We start from the raw sequence: 17,842 nt of genomic DNA, 5'->3' as shown, positions 1-17,842 counted from the left end.
TCTGGAAATTACAGTGCCGCTTCGTCAGCTTCGCCGGTACGGATGCGAATGACGCGCTGCAATTCAGCGACGAAAATTTTGCCGTCGCCAATTTTTCCGGTGTAAGCCGCTTTGCTGATGACATCGATGACTTCATCCAGCTGATCGTCGGCAATCGCCACATCAATCTTCACTTTTGGCAGAAAGTTGACGCTATACTCGGCGCCGCGGTAGAGCTCCGCGTGACCTTTCTGACGGCCAAATCCTTTGACTTCAGTGACCGTCAGGCCCTGAATGCCGATGGAAGACAAAGCTTCACGCACGTCTTCCAGTTTGAATGGTTTGATTACCACGGTAACCAGCTTCATAAGTCCCCTCCAGTCAGTATTCGGTAATGGCCGCAGCTAACACGATGGATATAAAGCAAGGGCTATGCCAGAAATGAAAAAAGGCCGCAAAGCGGCCCTTTGATGGCAAAAAACAGGGGACAGGTCAGGCAATATCCTGCGCAACGGCGCCTGGCGCGCAAAAATGCACCACAACGGTGCATTTGATGTAACGTTTTTGCACCATTGCAGGCCGCCCAGCGTTCCCTGCCTGCTGGTGGTGCATCAGGCGCTGAGCGACTCCTCTCTGGCGCTGGCCGCCAGCTCTTCGCCGGCCAGCTGCAGCTGATACATCTGCCAGTAGCGGCCTTTCGCCGCCAGCAGCTGCTGATGGGTGCCCCGCTCGACAGCCCTACCTCGATGCAGAACCAGGATGGTATCGGCCTCCACAATGGTCGACAGCCGATGGGCAATAACCACGAGGGTGGTATGCTGGCGGACCTTCGCCAGCGCCTGCTGGATCGCCTGCTCGGTACCGGAGTCGATGTTTGCCGTCGCCTCATCCAAAATCAGTACCTGCGGGGTGTCCACCAGCACGCGCGCCAGCGCCAGCAGCTGCTTCTGCCCGACGGAGAGATTATTGCCCTGCTCGCCCAGTTGGGTGTACAGCCCATCGCTCATGCTGCGCGCCACCGCCGCCAGCTGCACCGCCTCCAGCGCTTCCCAAACCTGCGCCTCACTGATGTCCCGGCCCAGCGCGACGTTGGCGTAAAAGGTATCCGCCAGCACTACGGGATCCTGTTGCACCATCGCGATGCCCCGACGCAACGCGCTGTGGCTGAGGGATGCGAGCGGTCGACCATCGATGCGGATCTCGCCGTGGGTTAACGGGTAATAGCCCATCATCAGACTGGCGAGGGTACTTTTTCCGCTGCCGGTATGTCCGACCAGCGCCACGAAGCTGCGGGAGGGAATATCCAGCGTGATATCCTGGAGAACCAGACGGTCCCCCCGGTAAGCAAAGGAGAGATGGTCAATTTCCACCCGACCGCTGCTCAGCGGCGCGTCATCCGCACCCCACGCCTGGCGCGGGCGATCCATCAGCTCGAAAACGCGCTCGCCGGCGACCACCGCCTGCTGCAGCATCGACTGCTGGGTGGTCAGCTCGATAAGCGGCTCGTTAAGGCGTCCAAGATAGCTGATAAACGCGTACAGGACCCCAACCTCGATCGTGCCCACCGCGCTAAAGCCGAACAGCATCAGCAGCCCGCACAGCACCAGCGAGGAAAAAAGGCTCAGCAGCGGGCGCAGCAGAAAACCGTCCAGGCGCAGCGTCTGCATCCGCGCCAGATAGTGGGCATAGCTGGCCTCGCGCATCCGTTCGCCAAAGCGCGCCTGCTGGCGGAACTGCTGGATGACGCCCATGCCGTTGATCACTTCGTTGAAGCCATCGTTGATGTCGGCAAGCCAGGCGCGCACCCGCCGCACGATCGGCGTGCTATAGCGCTGATAGATAATCATCACGATCAGCACCGCCGGGAAAATCGCGATCGCCACCAGCGCCATCCGCCAGTCGAGGCTAAACATCGCCACCAGCATCGCGCCGATCAGCGCGGCGCTGCGCAGTACCGTAGCCACCACCGTCACGTACAGATCGCGAATGACTTCCGTATCGTTGGTTACCCGTGAGATAAGCTGCCCAACCGGCTGGGTATCAAACTCGCTGAGCGGCTGATGCAGGGCGGCATCCATCACGTCGCTGCGCAACTGCTGGACGACGCCGACCGCGGCGCGGTTAAACAGCAGCGACTGGTTATAGTGCAGGAGCGCCGCCAGCAGCTGCAGGCAGATATAGGCTACCGCCAGGCCGGCCACCAGCTTCAGCGGCAGCGTATGTTTCGCCACCATGTTGTCGATGAAATAGCTGATAAGCAGCGGGCCGCTCACTTCCGCCGCCGCCGCAATCCACATCATCGCCACCGCGATGGCCAACGGCTTGCGCCACGGTGAACCATAGGCCAGCAGGCGTTTAAGCGTCGGCCAGAGTTCGGTAAAGCTACGCATCCAGGGCCCCCTCTTGCGTCTGCGGAACCTCGTCGAGCGCGGCCTCCAGCTGCTGATATCGATACATGTCGCGGTACCAGCCGGGCTGCACGGCCAGCGCCTCGTGGCGGCCGCGCTGGGCAATATGCCCATGCTGCAGTACCAAAATTTCACTGGCCTCGGTGAGCGCCGACAGGCGGTGGGCGCTGATAATGACCGTCCGCCCCTCCCCCCACTGGCGCAGGTTATGCAGGATCTGGTGCTCGGTGCGGCCATCCACCGCCGATAAGGCATCGTCGAGGATCAAAATTTCGGCCTCCAGCAGCAGGGCGCGAGCAATGGAGATGCGCTGTTTCTGGCCGCCGGAGAGCATCACGCCGCGCTCGCCCACTTCGGTCTCGTAGCCCTGAGGCAGACGCAAAATATCGTCATGCACGCTGGCCAGTTGAGCAACCCGCTCAATCTGCGCCTGCGTCGCGTCCGGTTTTCCCAGCGCGATATTATTGGCGACGGTATCGGAGAATAAAAATGGCGTCTGATTGACCACCGCCAACCGGGCGCGCCAGCTGTCGAGCTGCAGAATCGGCAGCGGCAGATCGTGAAAGCGGATCTCGCCGTGAGTGACGTCAAAATGGCGCTGCAGCAGCGCCAGAATGGTGCTTTTGCCGGCGCCCGTCGGCCCGCAGATGCCCAGCATTTGCCCCGGCTGGAGAGTAAAATTTACCTGCTCCAGCGAAGGTTTGCTCGCCTGCGGATAGATGAAATCACGGATAGCAACCTGCAGGACGCCGCGGCCTGCCGGCACCGCCTCGCTCCCGTCATCCACCGCCGGCGCCTCTTCAAGCATCGTGCGGATACGACCATAGGCCGCGCTACCGCGCTCCACGATGTTAAACATCCACGCCAGCGCCAGCATCGGCCAGATCATCAGGCCAAGATACATCACGAAGCTGGTCAGCTGGCCCAGGGTCAGGCTGCCGTGGATCACCATCCAGCTGCCGCCGCCGATGGCCAGCAGGTTAGCGGCCCCGATGGCGATATAGATGGTGGGGTCGAAGCGGGCGTCAATGCGCGCCACGCGCATGTTTTTCGCGCCGGTATCGGCAGCATCGGCAGCAAACTGCGCCGACTGGCGATCCTCCAGCCCAAACGCCTTAATCATGCGGATGCTGGTCAGGCTCTCCTGCGTGCGATCGTTGAGGCTGGAAAAGGCCGCCTGAGCAACGCGAAAACGTTCGTGAAGCGCATCGCCGTTGCGTTTGATCGCCAGGGCCATCAGCGGCATCGGCAGCAGCGCCAGCAGAGTAAGCTGCCAGCTAATCTGCGTCGACATTACAATCAATACCGCACAGCCCATCACCAGGGAATCCACGAGGGTTAATACTCCTTCGCCAGCGGCAAACACCACCCGGTCCACGTCATTGGTGGCGCGGGCGATAAGATCCCCAGTGCGATGGCGCAAATAGAACGCCGGATGCTGGCGGCTCAGTTGCCGGTAAAAATCTTCCCGCAGCTCAACCGCCAACTGGTAAGAAGCGCCGAACAACAGCACGCGCCAGACATAGCGCAGCAGGTAGACCATCACCGCGATCAGCACCAGCGCGCCGATCCACATCCACACCTTCTCCGCGGTGTAATGCTGTTGCGTCACGCCGTCTACCACAATGCCCACCACCTTCGGTGGAATAAGCTGCAGGACGGCAATAATGACCAGCAGGGCAATTGCGCCAAGATAGCGGCGCCACTCCCGGCGGAAGTACCAGCTGAGTTGAGCAAATAATCGCAAGCAATAAAATCCTGATTTTGTAATGGGTTACGGCGCAATACCGTTATTCGACAGGCAAGGCGGTGGTATATTTTATCTGTTCCATGGCAAAACTCGAAGTGACATCCGACAGACCGGGCACACTGTTCACTAAACGTTTATAAAAGTCGTCATAGCGTTTCATATCAGCCACCTGCACCCGTAGCAGGTAGTCATACTCCCCCGCCATCCGCCAGAAGCCGAGCACTTCCGCCATCTGCGTCACTTCGCTCACGAACTGACAGTACCAGTCGCTGCTGTGATGCTGGGTCTTGATCAGGACGAACGCCGTCAGCCCCAGCCCCACCTTTTCCGCGTCCAACAGGGCGACGCGCCCGCGGAGAATACCCTCGTCTTCGAGCCGTTTCAGGCGTTTCCAGCAGGGCGTGGTGGTCAGATTAACGGCATCGGCCAGCGCCTGCAAAGAGAGGGTGCAATCTTCCTGCAGTAGCGCCAGCAGCTTACGGTCAATTTTATCTAGCATTGGGCATCCTCAGAGAAAATTTTGCTCTCATAATGGTAATCCACAGGTTAAATGGCAACAATTTTTCCTGCGCTTTCCGCTAAGCTAGGCACAAAATGACAAACAGGAAATCACGATGAATAGCGCCTGGGTTAAACATGCCATTAGCGAAATCAACGCTGACTATCAGCGTTCCGCCGACACGCACCTGATCCGTCTGCCGCTGCCCGCTTTTCCGGGCATCCACCTGTATCTGAAAGATGAAAGCACCCACCCCACCGGCAGCCTGAAGCATCGCCTGGCGCGGTCGCTGTTTCTCTATGGCTTGTGCAACGGCTGGATCAAAGAAGGCACGCCAATTATAGAGTCCTCCTCAGGGTCAACCGCCGTTTCGGAGGCCTATTTCGCCCGCCTGCTGGGGCTGCCGTTTATCGCTGTGATGCCCTCCTGCACCGCCAGACGCAAAATCGAACAGATCGAGTTCTACGGCGGACGCTGCCATTTTGTGCAGAGCGCCGGCGAAATCTACGCGGCTTCCGAAACGCTGGCCCGCGAGCTGAACGGCCATTATATGGATCAGTTTACCTTCGCCGAGCGGGCCACCGACTGGCGCGGCAACAACAATATCGCCGACAGTATTTTCCGCCAGATGAGCCATGAGCCGCACCCGCAGCCGTCATGGATCGTCATGAGCGCCGGCACCGGCGGCACCTCAGCGACCATTGGCCGCTATATTCGCAGCCAGGGCTACGAGACGCAGCTGATGGTCGTTGATCCGCAGAATTCGGTGTTCCTCGATTACTGGCAGACCCGCGACGCCAGCCTGCGCAGCCCGGTCGGCAGCAAAATTGAAGGCATCGGACGGCCGCGCGTCGAGCCGTCGTTTATTCCCGACGTTGTCGATGAGATGCTGCGCGTGCCGGATGCGGCGAGCGTAGCCACCGCCCTGTGGCTGGAAACGCAGCTTGGGCGCAAGGTCGGCGCCTCGACCGGCACCAATATGTGGGGCGTATTGCAGCTGGCCGCGCGGATGCGCGAAGAAGGTCGCACCGGCTCGATAGTGACACTCCTGTGCGACAGCGGCGAGCGTTACCTGGAAAGCTATTACAACCCGCAGTGGGTGGCGGACAATATCGGCGATATTGCGCCCTGGCAGGCGGAGATCGCCGGTCTGGTCGAAAGGCGATAAAAAAAGCCAGATAGAAGCCTATCTGGCTTGCTGGAAGGGTCTCTCTATTCGGGGGAATAAGGAAGATCAGGATTATCCAGCCAATGAGTTAAAAAATGGGAGACTGCCTGATTCCGGCAGTCGCCAATTACCGGCAGATGCGGCAGCTCGGCTTTCAGCTGCGGCATCGCGTTGCCCATGATGAACCCCCGCCCAACGCTGCCCAGCATCTCGCGGTCGTTCATCGCATCGCCGAAGGCCATGCACTCCTGCAGGGTGAAGCCTAAATGCTGGCTGAGCACCGCCAGCGCCGCGCCTTTATTGCAGCCAACCGGCAGCACCTCCAGACAGTCCATTGCCGAGAAGCAGAGAAATGCGCGATCGCCCAGCGTCTCATTCAGCTGGATCCGCAGACGGCGCAAATCGTCATGATCGCCGCAGAAACAGATCTTGGTGACATGCTGCGCCGACATACGCTTTAGATCGCACAGTTGATAGTGAAAGCCGCTGAATACATGCGCTTGCAACAATTCAGGCCTTGCCTGGCCGGTGAACCAGCCGCCATCGTTAAAGACGTGCATGCTGGCCTGGGTATCCCATTTGCCGTGCAGCACCGCTTCCGCCGCCTCGGGAGCGAGATCCTGGCGATAAAGCTCCTCCCCTTCCAGCGAATGGATGCGCGTCCCGTTGCCGGTGATCAGAAATGCATCAAGGGAAAATTCGCCAATCACATGGTGCATCTCCAGCACATGGCGGCCGGTGGCGAAGGTCAAGGTGATATCGCGCTCACGCAGCCGTTTCAGCGCGGAAAGCGTCTTTTCTCCAAGACGATGGTCCGGCATCAGCAGGGTGCCGTCCATATCAAATGCCGCCAGTTTTGCCATGGTATATTCCCCGATGTGTGATGGGCTTCGCTTGTGTTGCAGTATCACCTGGGATATACGGAAGTAATAGTGAATAGATATTATTAATTGTTCCGGGTTTACAGCGGCCCGGTGGACGACGGCCCCCATGCGACTCTTACACCGTTTAAATCAATACCAGCGCCTATGGCAACCCTCAGCCGGGGCGCCGCAGCAGGTCACCGTCGGCGAACTGGCGGAGCGCTGTTTTTGCAGCGAGCGCCACGTCCGTACTCTGCTGCGTCAGGCGCAGGAGGCCGGGTGGCTAAGCTGGCAGGCCAGCTCCGGGCGCGGCAAACGCGGACAGCTCTTATTTCACAAAACCCCGGAAAGTCTGCGCAACGAGATGATGGAGCAGGCGCTGAACAACGGTCAGCAACAAACCGCGCTGGAGCTGGCGCAGCTTGCCCCGGTGGAGCTGAAAGCCCTGCTCCATCCCTTCCTCGGCGGTCAGTGGCAAAACAATACCCCCACGCTGCGTATTCCTTACTATCGCCCGCTGGAGCCGCTGCGTCCCGGCTTTCTCCCCGGCCGCGCCGAGCAGCATCTGGCCGGACAAATCTATGCCGGGCTGACGCGCTTCGACGAAGGCGACAATATGCCGATCGGCGATCTGGCGCACCACTGGCAGGTCTCCCCGGACGGCCTGCGCTGGCATTTTTATATCCGCTCCACGCTGTGCTGGCACAATGGCGATACGGTGGAAACCGCGCAGTTGCGACAGCGGTTACTGCTGCTGCTTGAGCTGCCCGCCTTGCGGACCCTCTTCGCCAGCATCAGCCGTATCGATGTCACCCATGCCCAGTGTTTAACAATAACCCTGCATCGCCCTGACTACTGGCTGCCGTTCCGCCTCGCCAGCTACTGCAGCGTGTTGGCGCATCCCGACGATCCGGCCATTGGCTGCGGACCGTTCCGCCTGAAGCGGTTTAGTCCGGAACTCGTCCGCCTGGAAAACCATCCCCGCTACCACCTGCAGCATCCGCTGATCCAGGCGGTGGAGTACTGGATCACTCCTCAGCTCTTTGACCGCGATCTCGGCACCAGCTGCCGCCATCCGGTGCAGATCACCATCGGCGATCGCGCAGAGCTGCATAATCTGCGTCAGGTCAGCAACCGTATCAGCCTTGGCTTCTGCTATTTGACCCTGCGCCACAGCCCTCGGCTTAGCAAAGCGCAGGCCCAGCGGCTGGTGTCGATAATCCATCACTCGTCGCTACTGGATACGCTGCCGCTCGAGGAGGATCTGATTACGCCAAGCCATGAGGTGCTGCCGGGATGGTCCATCCCGCAGGGACCGGCAAACAACGCGGTACCGCTGCCGGCCAGGCTCACCCTGCTCTATCATCTGCCGGTCGAGCTACATGCGATGGCCGAACAGCTGAGGCAACGTCTGGCTCTGCTGGGCTGCGAGCTGACGCTCTTGTTTCACGACGCTAAAAACTGGGAAGGCTGCCAGCATCTGGGGCAGGCCGACCTGATGATGGGCGACCGTCTGATCGGCGAAGCGCCGGAGTACGCCCTGGAACAGTGGCTGCGTTGCGATATGCTGTGGCCTAATTTGCTGACCGGGGCGCAATATGCTCATCTGCAGGCGACATTAGACGCGGTGCAGTCTCAGCCCGACGCTCGCAGCCGCAACGATGCGCTGCGCAACGTATTTAACAGCCTGATGGAAGACGCCATCATGACGCCGCTGTTCAAGTATAACTATCGGATCAGCGCGCCACCGGGGGTCAATGGTCTGCGCCTCAACGCCCGGGGCTGGTTCGACTTCGCCAGCGCCTGGCTGCCGGCCTCGTCGACGTGAGAGAGCTGGTGATGGAGGGCGTCTGGCGCTACCATATCGCCTTTATTCATTTAGTCAGGAATTGCCATGAAACGCGCCGTAGTTGTCTTCAGCGGAGGACAAGATTCAACCACCTGTCTGGTGCAGGCTCTGCAACAGTATGATGAAGTGCATTGCGTCACTTTTGATTATGGCCAACGCCACCGCGCGGAAATCGACGTTGCGCGCGAACTCGCCCTGAAACTGGGCGCCGTCGCGCATAAAGTGCTGGACGTCACTCTGCTCAACGAACTGGCAGTCAGCAGCCTGACCCGCGATAACATTCCGGTACCGGACTATCAGCCTGATGCCGAGGGTATTCCCAACACCTTTGTCCCCGGGCGTAATATTCTGTTTTTAACCCTGACGGCAATCTACGCCTATCAGGTAAAAGCCGAAGCCATCATCACCGGCGTGTGCGAGACCGACTTCTCCGGCTACCCGGACTGCCGCGATGAGTTTGTCAAAGCGCTGCACCACGCCGTCAGCCTGGGGATGGCGAAAGACATTCGCTTTGAGACGCCGCTGATGTGGCTGAATAAAGCCGAGACCTGGGCGCTCGCCGACTACTGGGGTCAGCTGGATCTGGTGCGCCGGGAAACCCTCACCTGCTACAACGGCATTAAGGGCGATGGCTGCGGCCAGTGCGCCGCCTGTAACCTGCGCGCAAACGGACTCAACCAGTATCTGGCGGACAAGGTCGGGGTAATGGCGGTTATGCAGCAAAAAACCGGACTGGCGCAGGCATAATCTCCGGGGATCGATTTACCGGAGCTTTGACTCAAATTCCCCGGTGGCGCGATGCTTACCGGGGCTACGGGTTCATCACCTGCCGTGGGCCCGCCAGTCGCACGACGGTTGTCAGCGCAGGTTCATCTGGTCAAGTTTCGCACGCAATTCCCCTTCCAGCGGCAGCGCCTTCTGGGTTTTCAAATCGATACAAACGAAGGTAATCAGCGCATCGGCCACTACTTCGCCATTGGGGTTGAGGGTGACCACCTGGCTTAGGGTGCCGCTTTTGCCGTTGAGTTGCTCCAGTTTGCTGCTCACCGTCAGCACATCGCCCAGTACCGCCGGACGACGATAGTTAATATTGATATTCACCACCACGAAGGCGATGTTTTTCTCCATCATCCACTGAAACGCGGGGCTGTTTTCCAGGCCGTCCCAGCGGGCTTCCTCAAGGAACTCCAGGTAGCGAGCGTTGTTCACATGCTGGTAGACGTCCAGATGATAGCCGCGAACTTTAATTTGTGTCTGCATAGCACTAATGCCTTTCTGTTATTGTTGTTTATGAGGTAAGAGGTCACACCACTTGATGCAACCTCTTTATCCTGGCAAAAAATCACCGCTGTGCAAGGTCTGGCATAAAATTTACAGCGTCAGATGGGCTAAATTGCGCTCCACCAACGCGCTCCCCATTCCCGGGACCTGCTTCAGATCATCGAGGGTTTTGAACGGCCCGTACTCTTCGCGGTAGCTGACAATGGCCTGGGCTTTTTTCAATCCTACGCCATTCAACGCCTGCGCCAGCTGTTCGGCGCTGGCGCGGTTAATACTGACCTTTGTCGCCCCGTTGTCGGCCTCGCCGGGCACCGCTTCCGCCTTCGCCGAAGAGGACGCCTGCACATTTTCTTTATTCACTGCCGCTTTGCCGCTGGCGGGTGCCGCCAGCGCCCCCTGTACGCCTACCGCAAAAACCAGAACGCCCGCGGCCATCAGTGCTTTTATTCCATATTTCATGCTGATATCTCCTTGTGTGTAGACAGCAAGGTCACGATAGCGTCAGTGCGGATGGTCGACAAAAGGCAAATCACAGAAATGGAAAGGGCCGCGAAAGCGGCCCTTGAGGATTACATCGTGTTGCTCATTTTTGCGAGACGACGCGAAATTACTGCTGCTGGTCGATGCTGTCGCCGAGCTTAATTTTCGCCGCCTTGCGCAGGTTGCTCATCAGCGCTTCGAAAGCGATTTGGGCATTGTTCTGGGTGATCCCCTGAACCATGGCCTTCTTCTGCTCTTCCGGCATGCTGCCGGCTTTCACCTCATCCAGCGCTACCAGCACCACATCGCCTTGCATATTGCTGCCCACGCCGTAGACCGGTTTACCCTGCTGCGGCAGCGGCAGGGTAAATGCCAGCTGGCTCAGCGGATCCTGGCCGGTACGAGAAAGCGTCTGCGGCGCGCCAAAGCTCAGGCCAGCCGCCTTCATCGCTTCATCGCCTTTGCCGTCTTTCAGCGCCGCCAGCAGCTTGTCGGCCTCCAGTTTCGCCTGCTGTTCCGCTTTATTGTGCTTAACGATATCGCTAACCTGTGCCTTCACTTCGGCAAGCGGCTTCACCGCCTCGGCTTTGTGTTCGCTAATGCGCAGAACAAAAGCGCGATCGCCGTCAACGGTAATGATATCGGAGTTGCTGCCCGGCGCGCCGTTCTCACCCACCAGACCGCCGTTGAAAATAGCGTCAGCGACCGGTTTAAAGTTCAGCTCCTCCGGCAGGTTATCGCGGCCAAACCAGCCGGTTTCTACGACCTTCAGCCCGGCGACCTGCGCTGCGCTCGCCAGCGATTCATTATCGTTGCTGGCCGCATCGCTCACCTTCTGCTGCAGCGCGTAGTAAGCATCCAACGCTTTTTCCTGCTTCACTTTCGCCGCAATGTCATTACGCACGTCAGCCAGCGGCTTCACCTGCGCCGGCTGGACGTCGTCCAGACGAGCTACCAGGAAGCCAACCGAGGATTTGATCACGCCAGACAGCTGGCCTTTCTCTTTCAGCCCGGCATCTTTCAACTCAGGCACGGTAGAGGCATCTTCCATCCACCCCATATCGCCACCGTTGCGGGCAGAGATAATATCGGTCGATTTTTCTTTCGCCAGCGTGGCGAAGTCCGCTCCTTTTTGCAGCTCGGCCAGTACCGCTTTCGCATCGGCTTCAGTTTTGGTCTGAATCACGCTGTAGCGGTTGCGCTGCGGCTGAGTGAACTGATCCTTGTGCTGGTCGTACCATGACTGAATCTCTTCGTCAGAGGCGCTCTCCTGCATGCTGGCGGCATCCATTTTGATGTAGCTGACGCGGAACTGCTCCGGCGCCATAAAACGGGCCTGATTCTGCTGCCAGAAGGCGTTGATTTCCTCATCGCTGGCGGTCTGTTTTGCCGCCAGGGCATTTACGTTGATGGTCGCTTCGCGGACCACCCGCTGTTGAGATACCAGCGCCGCCAGCTGATCGGACTCGCCCGGCAGCATGAAGTCGGTACCCGCAATGGCGTTAATCAGCTGCTGCGTGGTCAGCTGGTTACGCAGCGCCTGGGCGTACTGATCGGTGGTCATCCCCATCTGGGCGACAATACCGCTGAAACGCTGGTTGTCGAACTTACCGTTCGTCTGGAACGCCTGAGTCTGGAAGATCGCCTGCTTCACCTGCTCATCGCTGATGCTGAGGCCCAGCTCGCGGGCATACTGATCCAGAAGCGACTCATCGATCAGGCGGTTCAGCACCTGCTGGCGCATGGTTTTCATGTAGTTTTCGTTCGCCGCCAGCTCGGAGAATTGATCGCCAAGCTGCTGCTGCATACGGTTACGTTCGCTGGCGACGGCGTTTTCAAACTGCCCACGGCCAATCTCCTGGCCATTCACTTTTGCGGCATAGTTTTTGCCACCGCCAATCAGGTAACCACTCACCCCGGTCAAAATGAACGAGACGATAATGATACCGAAAATAATCTTGAGCACGACGCTGTTGGCGGCCGTGCGTAGGTTGTCCATCATGGTGTAACAACGCTCCGCTGTAGATGACTTTAGCTCGCGCAGCATAGCACGTGATGGCCGCCGCGCGTGAGGACGTATTTTGACAAGAAAACAGGGTGATTGTCAGCCCACAAGTGGCGATAAACACACATAAAGTGGTCTGAAAAGGCAATAAAAAAGGCACATCTCACGATGCGCCCTTGTACTTCGTCACATTCCCTGACGGGAAAGCCGATCAGTTCACCGCGTCTTTCAGCGCTTTACCAGCACGGAAGCCCGGCACTTTTGCGGCAGCGATAGTAATTTCTTTACCTGTTTGCGGGTTGCGACCAGTACGGGCGGCACGTTCTTTAACAGCAAAGGTACCAAAACCTACCAGCGCAACGTCATCCCCAGCCTGCAGAGATTCAGTAACAGAAGCGATTAAAGCATCTAACGCACGTCCAGCTGCAGCTTTAGAAATGTCCGCACCCGCAGCAATTTTGTCAATCAGTTGAGATTTATTCACTGTTCTCTTCCTCTCTTTATAATTTATATCGCACCTGAGTCCTTCATAGTGCGACCGCGCAGCAGTTATATCAGGACTGTCATGCCCTTACAACAGCAGTTGTCGATGACCCCCCTGCCAGCGATCTAAGTTAGCTACACAAAAAAAGGCTGGCAAGTCCGAAATGACTTACCAGCCCTATTTTTATTAGCGCAATTTGCGCAGAATCACTATTTCGCGGTCACAACCTGCATGCCGAACGGTTCGTTCTGCAGCGCAAGTGTCAGAACTTCCTCGATTCGTTTCACCGGATGGATATCCAAATCGGCGATAACGTTATCCGGAATTTCTTCAAGGTCGCGTTTGTTCTCATCAGGAATCAGAACAGTCTTAATGCCGCCGCGATGCGCCGCCAGCAGTTTTTCCTTCAGACCGCCGATCGGCAGCACCTGACCACGCAGAGTAATTTCACCGGTCATCGCCACATCAGCGCGTACCGGGTTACCGGTCAGGCAGGAGACCAGCGCCGTGCACATGGCAATACCCGCGCTCGGACCATCCTTAGGCGTCGCCCCTTCCGGCACGTGCACGTGAATGTCACGCTTCTCGTAGAAGTCGGCGTTAATGCCCAGCTTGTCAGCCCGCGAACGTACCACCGTCAGCGCAGCCTGAATCGACTCCTGCATCACCTCGCCCAGCGAGCCGGTGTAGGTCAGCTTGCCTTTGCCCGGCACGCAGGCGGTTTCGATGGTCAGCAGATCGCCGCCCACTTCCGTCCACGCCAGACCGGTCACCTGACCGACGCGGTTCTCACTATCGGCGCGGCCATAGTCGAAGCGCTGTACGCCGAGATAATCATGCAGATTCTCACCGTTAATTTCGATGTGTTTCAGCGATTTATCCAGCAGCAGTTGCTTAACGGCCTTGCGGCACAGCTTGGAGATTTCACGCTCCAGGCTACGTACCCCCGCTTCCCGCGTGTAGTAACGAATAATGCCGATAATGGCGCTATCGTCGACGGTCAGCTCGCCTTTCTTCAGCGCGTTACGTTCGATCTGCTTCGGCAGCAGATGACGTTTGGCGATGTTCAGTTTTTCATCTTCGGTATAGCCGGAGAGACGAATCACTTCCATACGGTCCAACAGCGGCGCCGGAATGTTCATGGAGTTGGAAGTCGCCACGAACATCACGTCGCTGAGATCGTAATCCACTTCCAGGTAGTGGTCGTTAAAGGCCACGTTCTGTTCCGGATCCAGCACCTCAAGCAACGCGGAAGCCGGGTCGCCGCGCATGTCGGAAGACATTTTGTCGATCTCGTCCAACAGGAACAGCGGGTTTTTGACCCCCACTTTCGCCATTTTCTGGATCAGTTTGCCCGGCATCGAGCCAATGTAGGTCCGACGATGACCGCGGATTTCCGCTTCATCGCGCACGCCGCCAAGCGCCATACGAACGTATTTCCGTCCGGTCGCTTTGGCGATGGATTGACCCAGCGAGGTTTTACCTACCCCCGGCGGTCCCACCAGACAAAGGATTGGCCCCTTGATTTTGTTCACCCGGCTCTGCACCGCGAGATATTCAAGGATGCGATCCTTCACGCGCTCCAGGCCATAGTGATCGGTATCGAGGATCTCCTGGGCCTGACGCAGGTCTTTTTTGACCTTACTGCGCGCATTCCACGGCACCTGCACCATCCAGTCGATGTAGCCACGCACGACGGTCGCTTCCGCAGACATCGGCGACATCATCTTCAGCTTCTGCAGTTCCGCTTCGGTTTTTTCTTTCGCCTCTTTCGGCATTTTCGCCGCGTCGATCTTACGCTTCAGCGCTTCGTTTTCGTCCGGGGCGTCGTCCATCTCGCCGAGTTCTTTCTGAATCGCTTTCATTTGCTCGTTCAGATAGTACTCGCGCTGAGATTTCTCCATCTGCTTTTTGACGCGGTTGCGAATGCGCTTCTCAACCTGCAGCAGATCGATTTCCGATTCCATCATCGCCATCAGATATTCCAGACGTTCGTTAACGTCGGACATCTCAAGCACAGACTGCTTGTCAGCCAGCTTCAGCGGCATGTGCGCCGCGATGGTATCCGCCAGGCGCGCCGGATCGTCGATGCTGTTCAGCGACGTCAGCACTTCCGGTGGGATCTTCTTGTTCAGCTTGATATAGCCTTCAAACTGGCTGATAGCGGTGCGAACCAGCACTTCCTGCTCGCGTTCGTCAATCGCCGGCGAGTCGAGATACTCCGCTTTCGCCGAGAAATGCTCGCCATTATCAGACAGCGCAGAAATGCGAGCACGCTGCAGCCCTTCGACCAGCACCTTCACGGTGCCGTCCGGCAGCTTCAGCATCTGCAAAATAGACGCCACGGTTCCAACGGTGAAAAGATCGTTTACACCCGGCTCATCCGTCGACGCTTCTTTCTGCGCAACCAGCATGATTTTTTTATCATGGTCCATGGCCGCTTCGAGGCAACGGATAGATTTTTCCCGCCCTACGAACAGGGGTATGACCATGTGCGGATAAACCACCACATCGCGCAATGGCAATACGGGGATTTCAATGCGTTCAGAACGCTCAGGATTCATAGAGCTCTCTCTTAGTTTAAAGTCCGCCAGGTAGCCGACGACGCCACACTCCACTGCATCGTCGTTAATATGTAATCCAGTATATGGGGATGTATTCCACACATTCAACGGCGGGAATGCAGGAAAAATAAAAGGGGAGATAAAATCCCCCCTTTTGTTAACTGCTTGAGTGAAATGGTTAATTATTCACCAGATGCCTGCTGAGCTTCCGGTTTGCCGTAGATCAGCAGCGGTTTGCTCTGACCGGCGATAACCGACTCATCAATGACCACTTTTTCGACATCTTCCATCGAAGGCAGGTCATACATGGTATCCAGCAGCGCCGCTTCCACAATTGAGCGCAGGCCACGGGCGCCGGTTTTACGCGCCATCGCTTTCTTGGCGATAGCGTCCAGCGCTTCGTCGCGGAATTCGAGCTCTGCGCCTTCAAGGCTAAACAGCGCCTGATACTGCTTGGTCAGGGCGTTTTTCGGCTCTTTCAGGATCTGGATCAGGGCTTCTTCGCTCAGCTCGTTCAGGGTCGCCACTACCGGCAGACGGCCGATGAACTCCGGGATCAGACCAAACTTGATCAGATCTTCCGGCTCGACCTGAGCCAGCAGTTCCCCTTCGCTCGCTTTGTCGGACTTCGCTTTTACCGTCGCGCCAAAACCAATGCCGGAGCCGGTTTCCACACGGTGGGAAATCACTTTGTCCAGGCCAGCGAACGCGCCGCCGCAGATAAACAGGATCTTGGAGGTATCAACCTGCAGGAACTCCTGCTGCGGATGTTTACGCCCGCCCTGCGGCGGAACGGCGGCAACGGTCCCTTCGATAAGCTTCAGCAGCGCCTGCTGCACGCCTTCGCCTGAGACGTCGCGCGTAATCGACGGGTTATCGGATTTACGCGAAATTTTGTCGATTTCGTCGATATAAACGATGCCGCGCTGCGCTTTCTGCACGTCGTAATCGCACTTCTGCAGCAGTTTCTGAATGATATTTTCGACGTCCTCACCCACATAACCGGCTTCGGTCAGGGTAGTGGCATCCGCCATGGTAAACGGCACATCCAGCAGGCGCGCCAGCGTTTCCGCCAGCAGCGTTTTACCGGAACCGGTCGGCCCGATCAGCAGGATGTTGCTTTTACCCAGCTCTACGCCATTGCTGGTATCGCCATTGCGCAGACGCTTGTAGTGGTTGTATACCGCGACCGCCAACACCTTCTTCGCCTGTTCCTGACCGATGACGTAGTCATCAAGGTGGTGGCGAATCTCGTGCGGCGTCGGCAGCGCGCTGCGCTCGCGGTGCGGCGCCACTTCTTTAATCTCTTCGCGAATGATGTCGTTACATAAATCAACGCATTCGTCGCAGATATACACGGATGGCCCGGCGATCAGCTTACGCACTTCATGCTGGCTTTTGCCGCAAAAAGAGCAATACAACAATTTGCCCGATCCATCTTTGCGTTTATCTGTCATGAGTCCAAACCTCTTTTTAAGTTCTTTGTGCCGCACACGACGACGCAAATGCCATTCTCAGGCGCAAGCCGCCATATAGCGTTGTGCCGCCCTTCATTAGTATATACACAAAATCCTTCGCGCTACATCGAGCCGGTAGCGAAGCCACCGGCCGCAAGCCTGCCAGACAAGCGGCCGAATAAAAGCCAACCGCTCGCACAGACGTGGCGAGAAGGATGAAGCGTAAAGCGGCACCCTTGCGCCTTGGGCATCAATTACGATGGGTCAAAATAGAGTCGACCAGCCCGTACTCCACGGCTTCCGCAGCAGACAGGAAGCGGTCACGCTCGGTGTCACGCTCAATCTGCTCAAGAGACTGGCCGGTATGATGCGCCATCAGCTCATTCATGCGTCCTTTCACCTTCAGGATTTCACGGGCGTGGATCTCAATATCCGTCGCCTGTCCCTGATAGCCGCCCAGCGGCTGGTGGATCATCACGCGGGAGTTCGGCAGGCAGAAGCGCTTGCCTTTCGCCCCGGCGGTCAGCAGGAACGCGCCCATAGAAGCGGCCTGCCCCATACAGATGGTGCTGACATCCGGCTTGATGAACTGCATGGTGTCATAAATCGACATCCCGGCGGTGATTACCCCGCCCGGAGAGTTAATGTACAGGTAAATGTCTTTTTCCGGGTTTTCCGCTTCCAGAAACAGCATCTGCGCCACGATCAGGTTTGCCATGTGGTCTTCGACCTGGCCGGTCAGAAAAATGACGCGTTCCTTAAGCAGACGGGAGTAGATATCAAAAGAACGTTCACCGCGTGAGGTCTGTTCAATGACCATCGGCACCAGGGCCATATGGGGTGCAAAGTTGTCTCGTTCGCCACTGTATGACATTTCCGTCTCCTGGAGTAATTTTAAAATACCTGCTGCACTGATTGTAACCTTACGGACGGATTATCAGCCACAGTTTCTATCCGCTGAATGCGTCACCGCCTCTTCAATACGCGTGCGATTGCGGATGCAGTTGCCTCCCCCGGTAATGGGGATGGTGTTGCCATATTTCAAGCATAACAAG

15 protein-coding genes are annotated in these 17,842 nt (G+C 57.6%); 3 read left to right on the top strand and 12 right to left on the bottom strand.

The window, feature by feature from the left end; genetic code table 11:
* Positions 1-8: 8 nt before the first annotated feature.
* The 4 genes from glnK to HMPREF1024_RS19690 form a co-directional block, all read right to left on the bottom strand.
* Complete coding sequence (glnK, locus tag HMPREF1024_RS19675) at positions 9-347, bottom strand: P-II family nitrogen regulator (protein ID WP_002891893.1); 339 nt, start codon at positions 345-347, stop codon at positions 9-11.
* Positions 348-590: 243 nt separating this feature from the next.
* The gene (locus HMPREF1024_RS19680) at positions 591-2,369 is read right to left on the bottom strand and encodes a SmdB family multidrug efflux ABC transporter permease/ATP-binding protein (RefSeq protein WP_009307945.1); all 1,779 of its coding nucleotides are present in this window, start codon (positions 2,367-2,369) and stop codon (positions 591-593) included.
* Positions 2,362-4,134, bottom strand: coding sequence for a SmdA family multidrug ABC transporter permease/ATP-binding protein (locus HMPREF1024_RS19685; RefSeq protein WP_009307944.1), 1,773 nt, complete (start codon positions 4,132-4,134; stop codon positions 2,362-2,364). The genes HMPREF1024_RS19680 and HMPREF1024_RS19685 overlap by 8 nt, the downstream gene beginning before the upstream one ends.
* A gap of 43 nt (positions 4,135-4,177) precedes the next feature.
* Positions 4,178-4,636: an Lrp/AsnC family transcriptional regulator gene (locus HMPREF1024_RS19690; protein ID WP_002891873.1), complete on the bottom strand. Its 459-nt coding sequence runs from the start codon at positions 4,634-4,636 to the stop codon at positions 4,178-4,180.
* Positions 4,637-4,751: 115 nt separating this feature from the next.
* On the opposite strand from HMPREF1024_RS19690, the gene HMPREF1024_RS19695 reads away from it, so the two are divergent.
* Positions 4,752-5,804, top strand: coding sequence for a PLP-dependent cysteine synthase family protein (locus HMPREF1024_RS19695; protein ID WP_009307943.1), 1,053 nt, complete (start codon positions 4,752-4,754; stop codon positions 5,802-5,804).
* A gap of 44 nt (positions 5,805-5,848) precedes the next feature.
* Here the strand turns inward: HMPREF1024_RS19695 and cof are convergent, their stop codons facing one another.
* Positions 5,849-6,667: an HMP-PP phosphatase gene (cof, locus tag HMPREF1024_RS19700; RefSeq protein ID WP_004151335.1), complete on the bottom strand. Its 819-nt coding sequence runs from the start codon at positions 6,665-6,667 to the stop codon at positions 5,849-5,851.
* Between the two features lie 127 nt (positions 6,668-6,794).
* Here cof and HMPREF1024_RS19705 point away from each other — a divergent pair, with 127 nt between their 5' ends.
* Complete coding sequence (locus HMPREF1024_RS19705) at positions 6,795-8,495, top strand: SgrR family transcriptional regulator (RefSeq protein WP_009307942.1); 1,701 nt, start codon at positions 6,795-6,797, stop codon at positions 8,493-8,495.
* 66 nt (positions 8,496-8,561) lie between these two features.
* The gene (queC, locus tag HMPREF1024_RS19710; RefSeq protein WP_002891863.1) at positions 8,562-9,263 is read left to right on the top strand and encodes a 7-cyano-7-deazaguanine synthase QueC; all 702 of its coding nucleotides are present in this window, start codon (positions 8,562-8,564) and stop codon (positions 9,261-9,263) included.
* Between the two features lie 111 nt (positions 9,264-9,374).
* Here the strand turns inward: queC and HMPREF1024_RS19715 are convergent, their stop codons facing one another.
* The 7 genes from HMPREF1024_RS19715 to clpP all read right to left on the bottom strand — a co-directional run bounded on the left by HMPREF1024_RS19715 (position 9,375) and on the right by clpP (position 17,661).
* Positions 9,375-9,776, bottom strand: coding sequence for a YbgC/FadM family acyl-CoA thioesterase (locus HMPREF1024_RS19715; protein WP_002891860.1), 402 nt, complete (start codon positions 9,774-9,776; stop codon positions 9,375-9,377).
* A gap of 111 nt (positions 9,777-9,887) precedes the next feature.
* Positions 9,888-10,256, bottom strand: a complete 369-nt coding sequence (locus HMPREF1024_RS19720) for a helix-hairpin-helix domain-containing protein (RefSeq protein WP_004191677.1) — start codon at positions 10,254-10,256, stop codon at positions 9,888-9,890.
* A gap of 148 nt (positions 10,257-10,404) precedes the next feature.
* A complete protein-coding gene (gene ppiD / locus HMPREF1024_RS19725) occupies positions 10,405-12,279 on the bottom strand; it encodes a peptidylprolyl isomerase (protein WP_004177252.1) in 1,875 nt (624 codons plus the stop codon).
* A gap of 214 nt (positions 12,280-12,493) precedes the next feature.
* Positions 12,494-12,766 (bottom strand): nucleoid-associated protein HU-beta, encoded by a 273-nt coding sequence (gene hupB, locus HMPREF1024_RS19730; protein ID WP_002444653.1) that lies wholly within the window; start codon positions 12,764-12,766, stop codon positions 12,494-12,496.
* A 209-nt stretch (positions 12,767-12,975) separates the two neighbouring features.
* Positions 12,976-15,330, bottom strand: a complete 2,355-nt coding sequence (gene lon, locus HMPREF1024_RS19735; RefSeq protein WP_004151336.1) for an endopeptidase La — start codon at positions 15,328-15,330, stop codon at positions 12,976-12,978.
* A 182-nt stretch (positions 15,331-15,512) separates the two neighbouring features.
* Positions 15,513-16,787: an ATP-dependent protease ATP-binding subunit ClpX gene (clpX, locus tag HMPREF1024_RS19740; RefSeq protein ID WP_002891807.1), complete on the bottom strand. Its 1,275-nt coding sequence runs from the start codon at positions 16,785-16,787 to the stop codon at positions 15,513-15,515.
* A 250-nt stretch (positions 16,788-17,037) separates the two neighbouring features.
* Positions 17,038-17,661, bottom strand: coding sequence for an ATP-dependent Clp endopeptidase proteolytic subunit ClpP (gene clpP, locus HMPREF1024_RS19745; protein WP_002891804.1), 624 nt, complete (start codon positions 17,659-17,661; stop codon positions 17,038-17,040).
* Positions 17,662-17,842: the final 181 nt, after the last annotated feature.

This window comes from Klebsiella sp. 4_1_44FAA (assembly GCF_000238715.1).
Classification (GTDB): Bacteria; Pseudomonadota; Gammaproteobacteria; order Enterobacterales; family Enterobacteriaceae; genus Klebsiella; species Klebsiella pneumoniae.
This window is presented reverse-complemented; position numbering and strand designations above follow the sequence as displayed.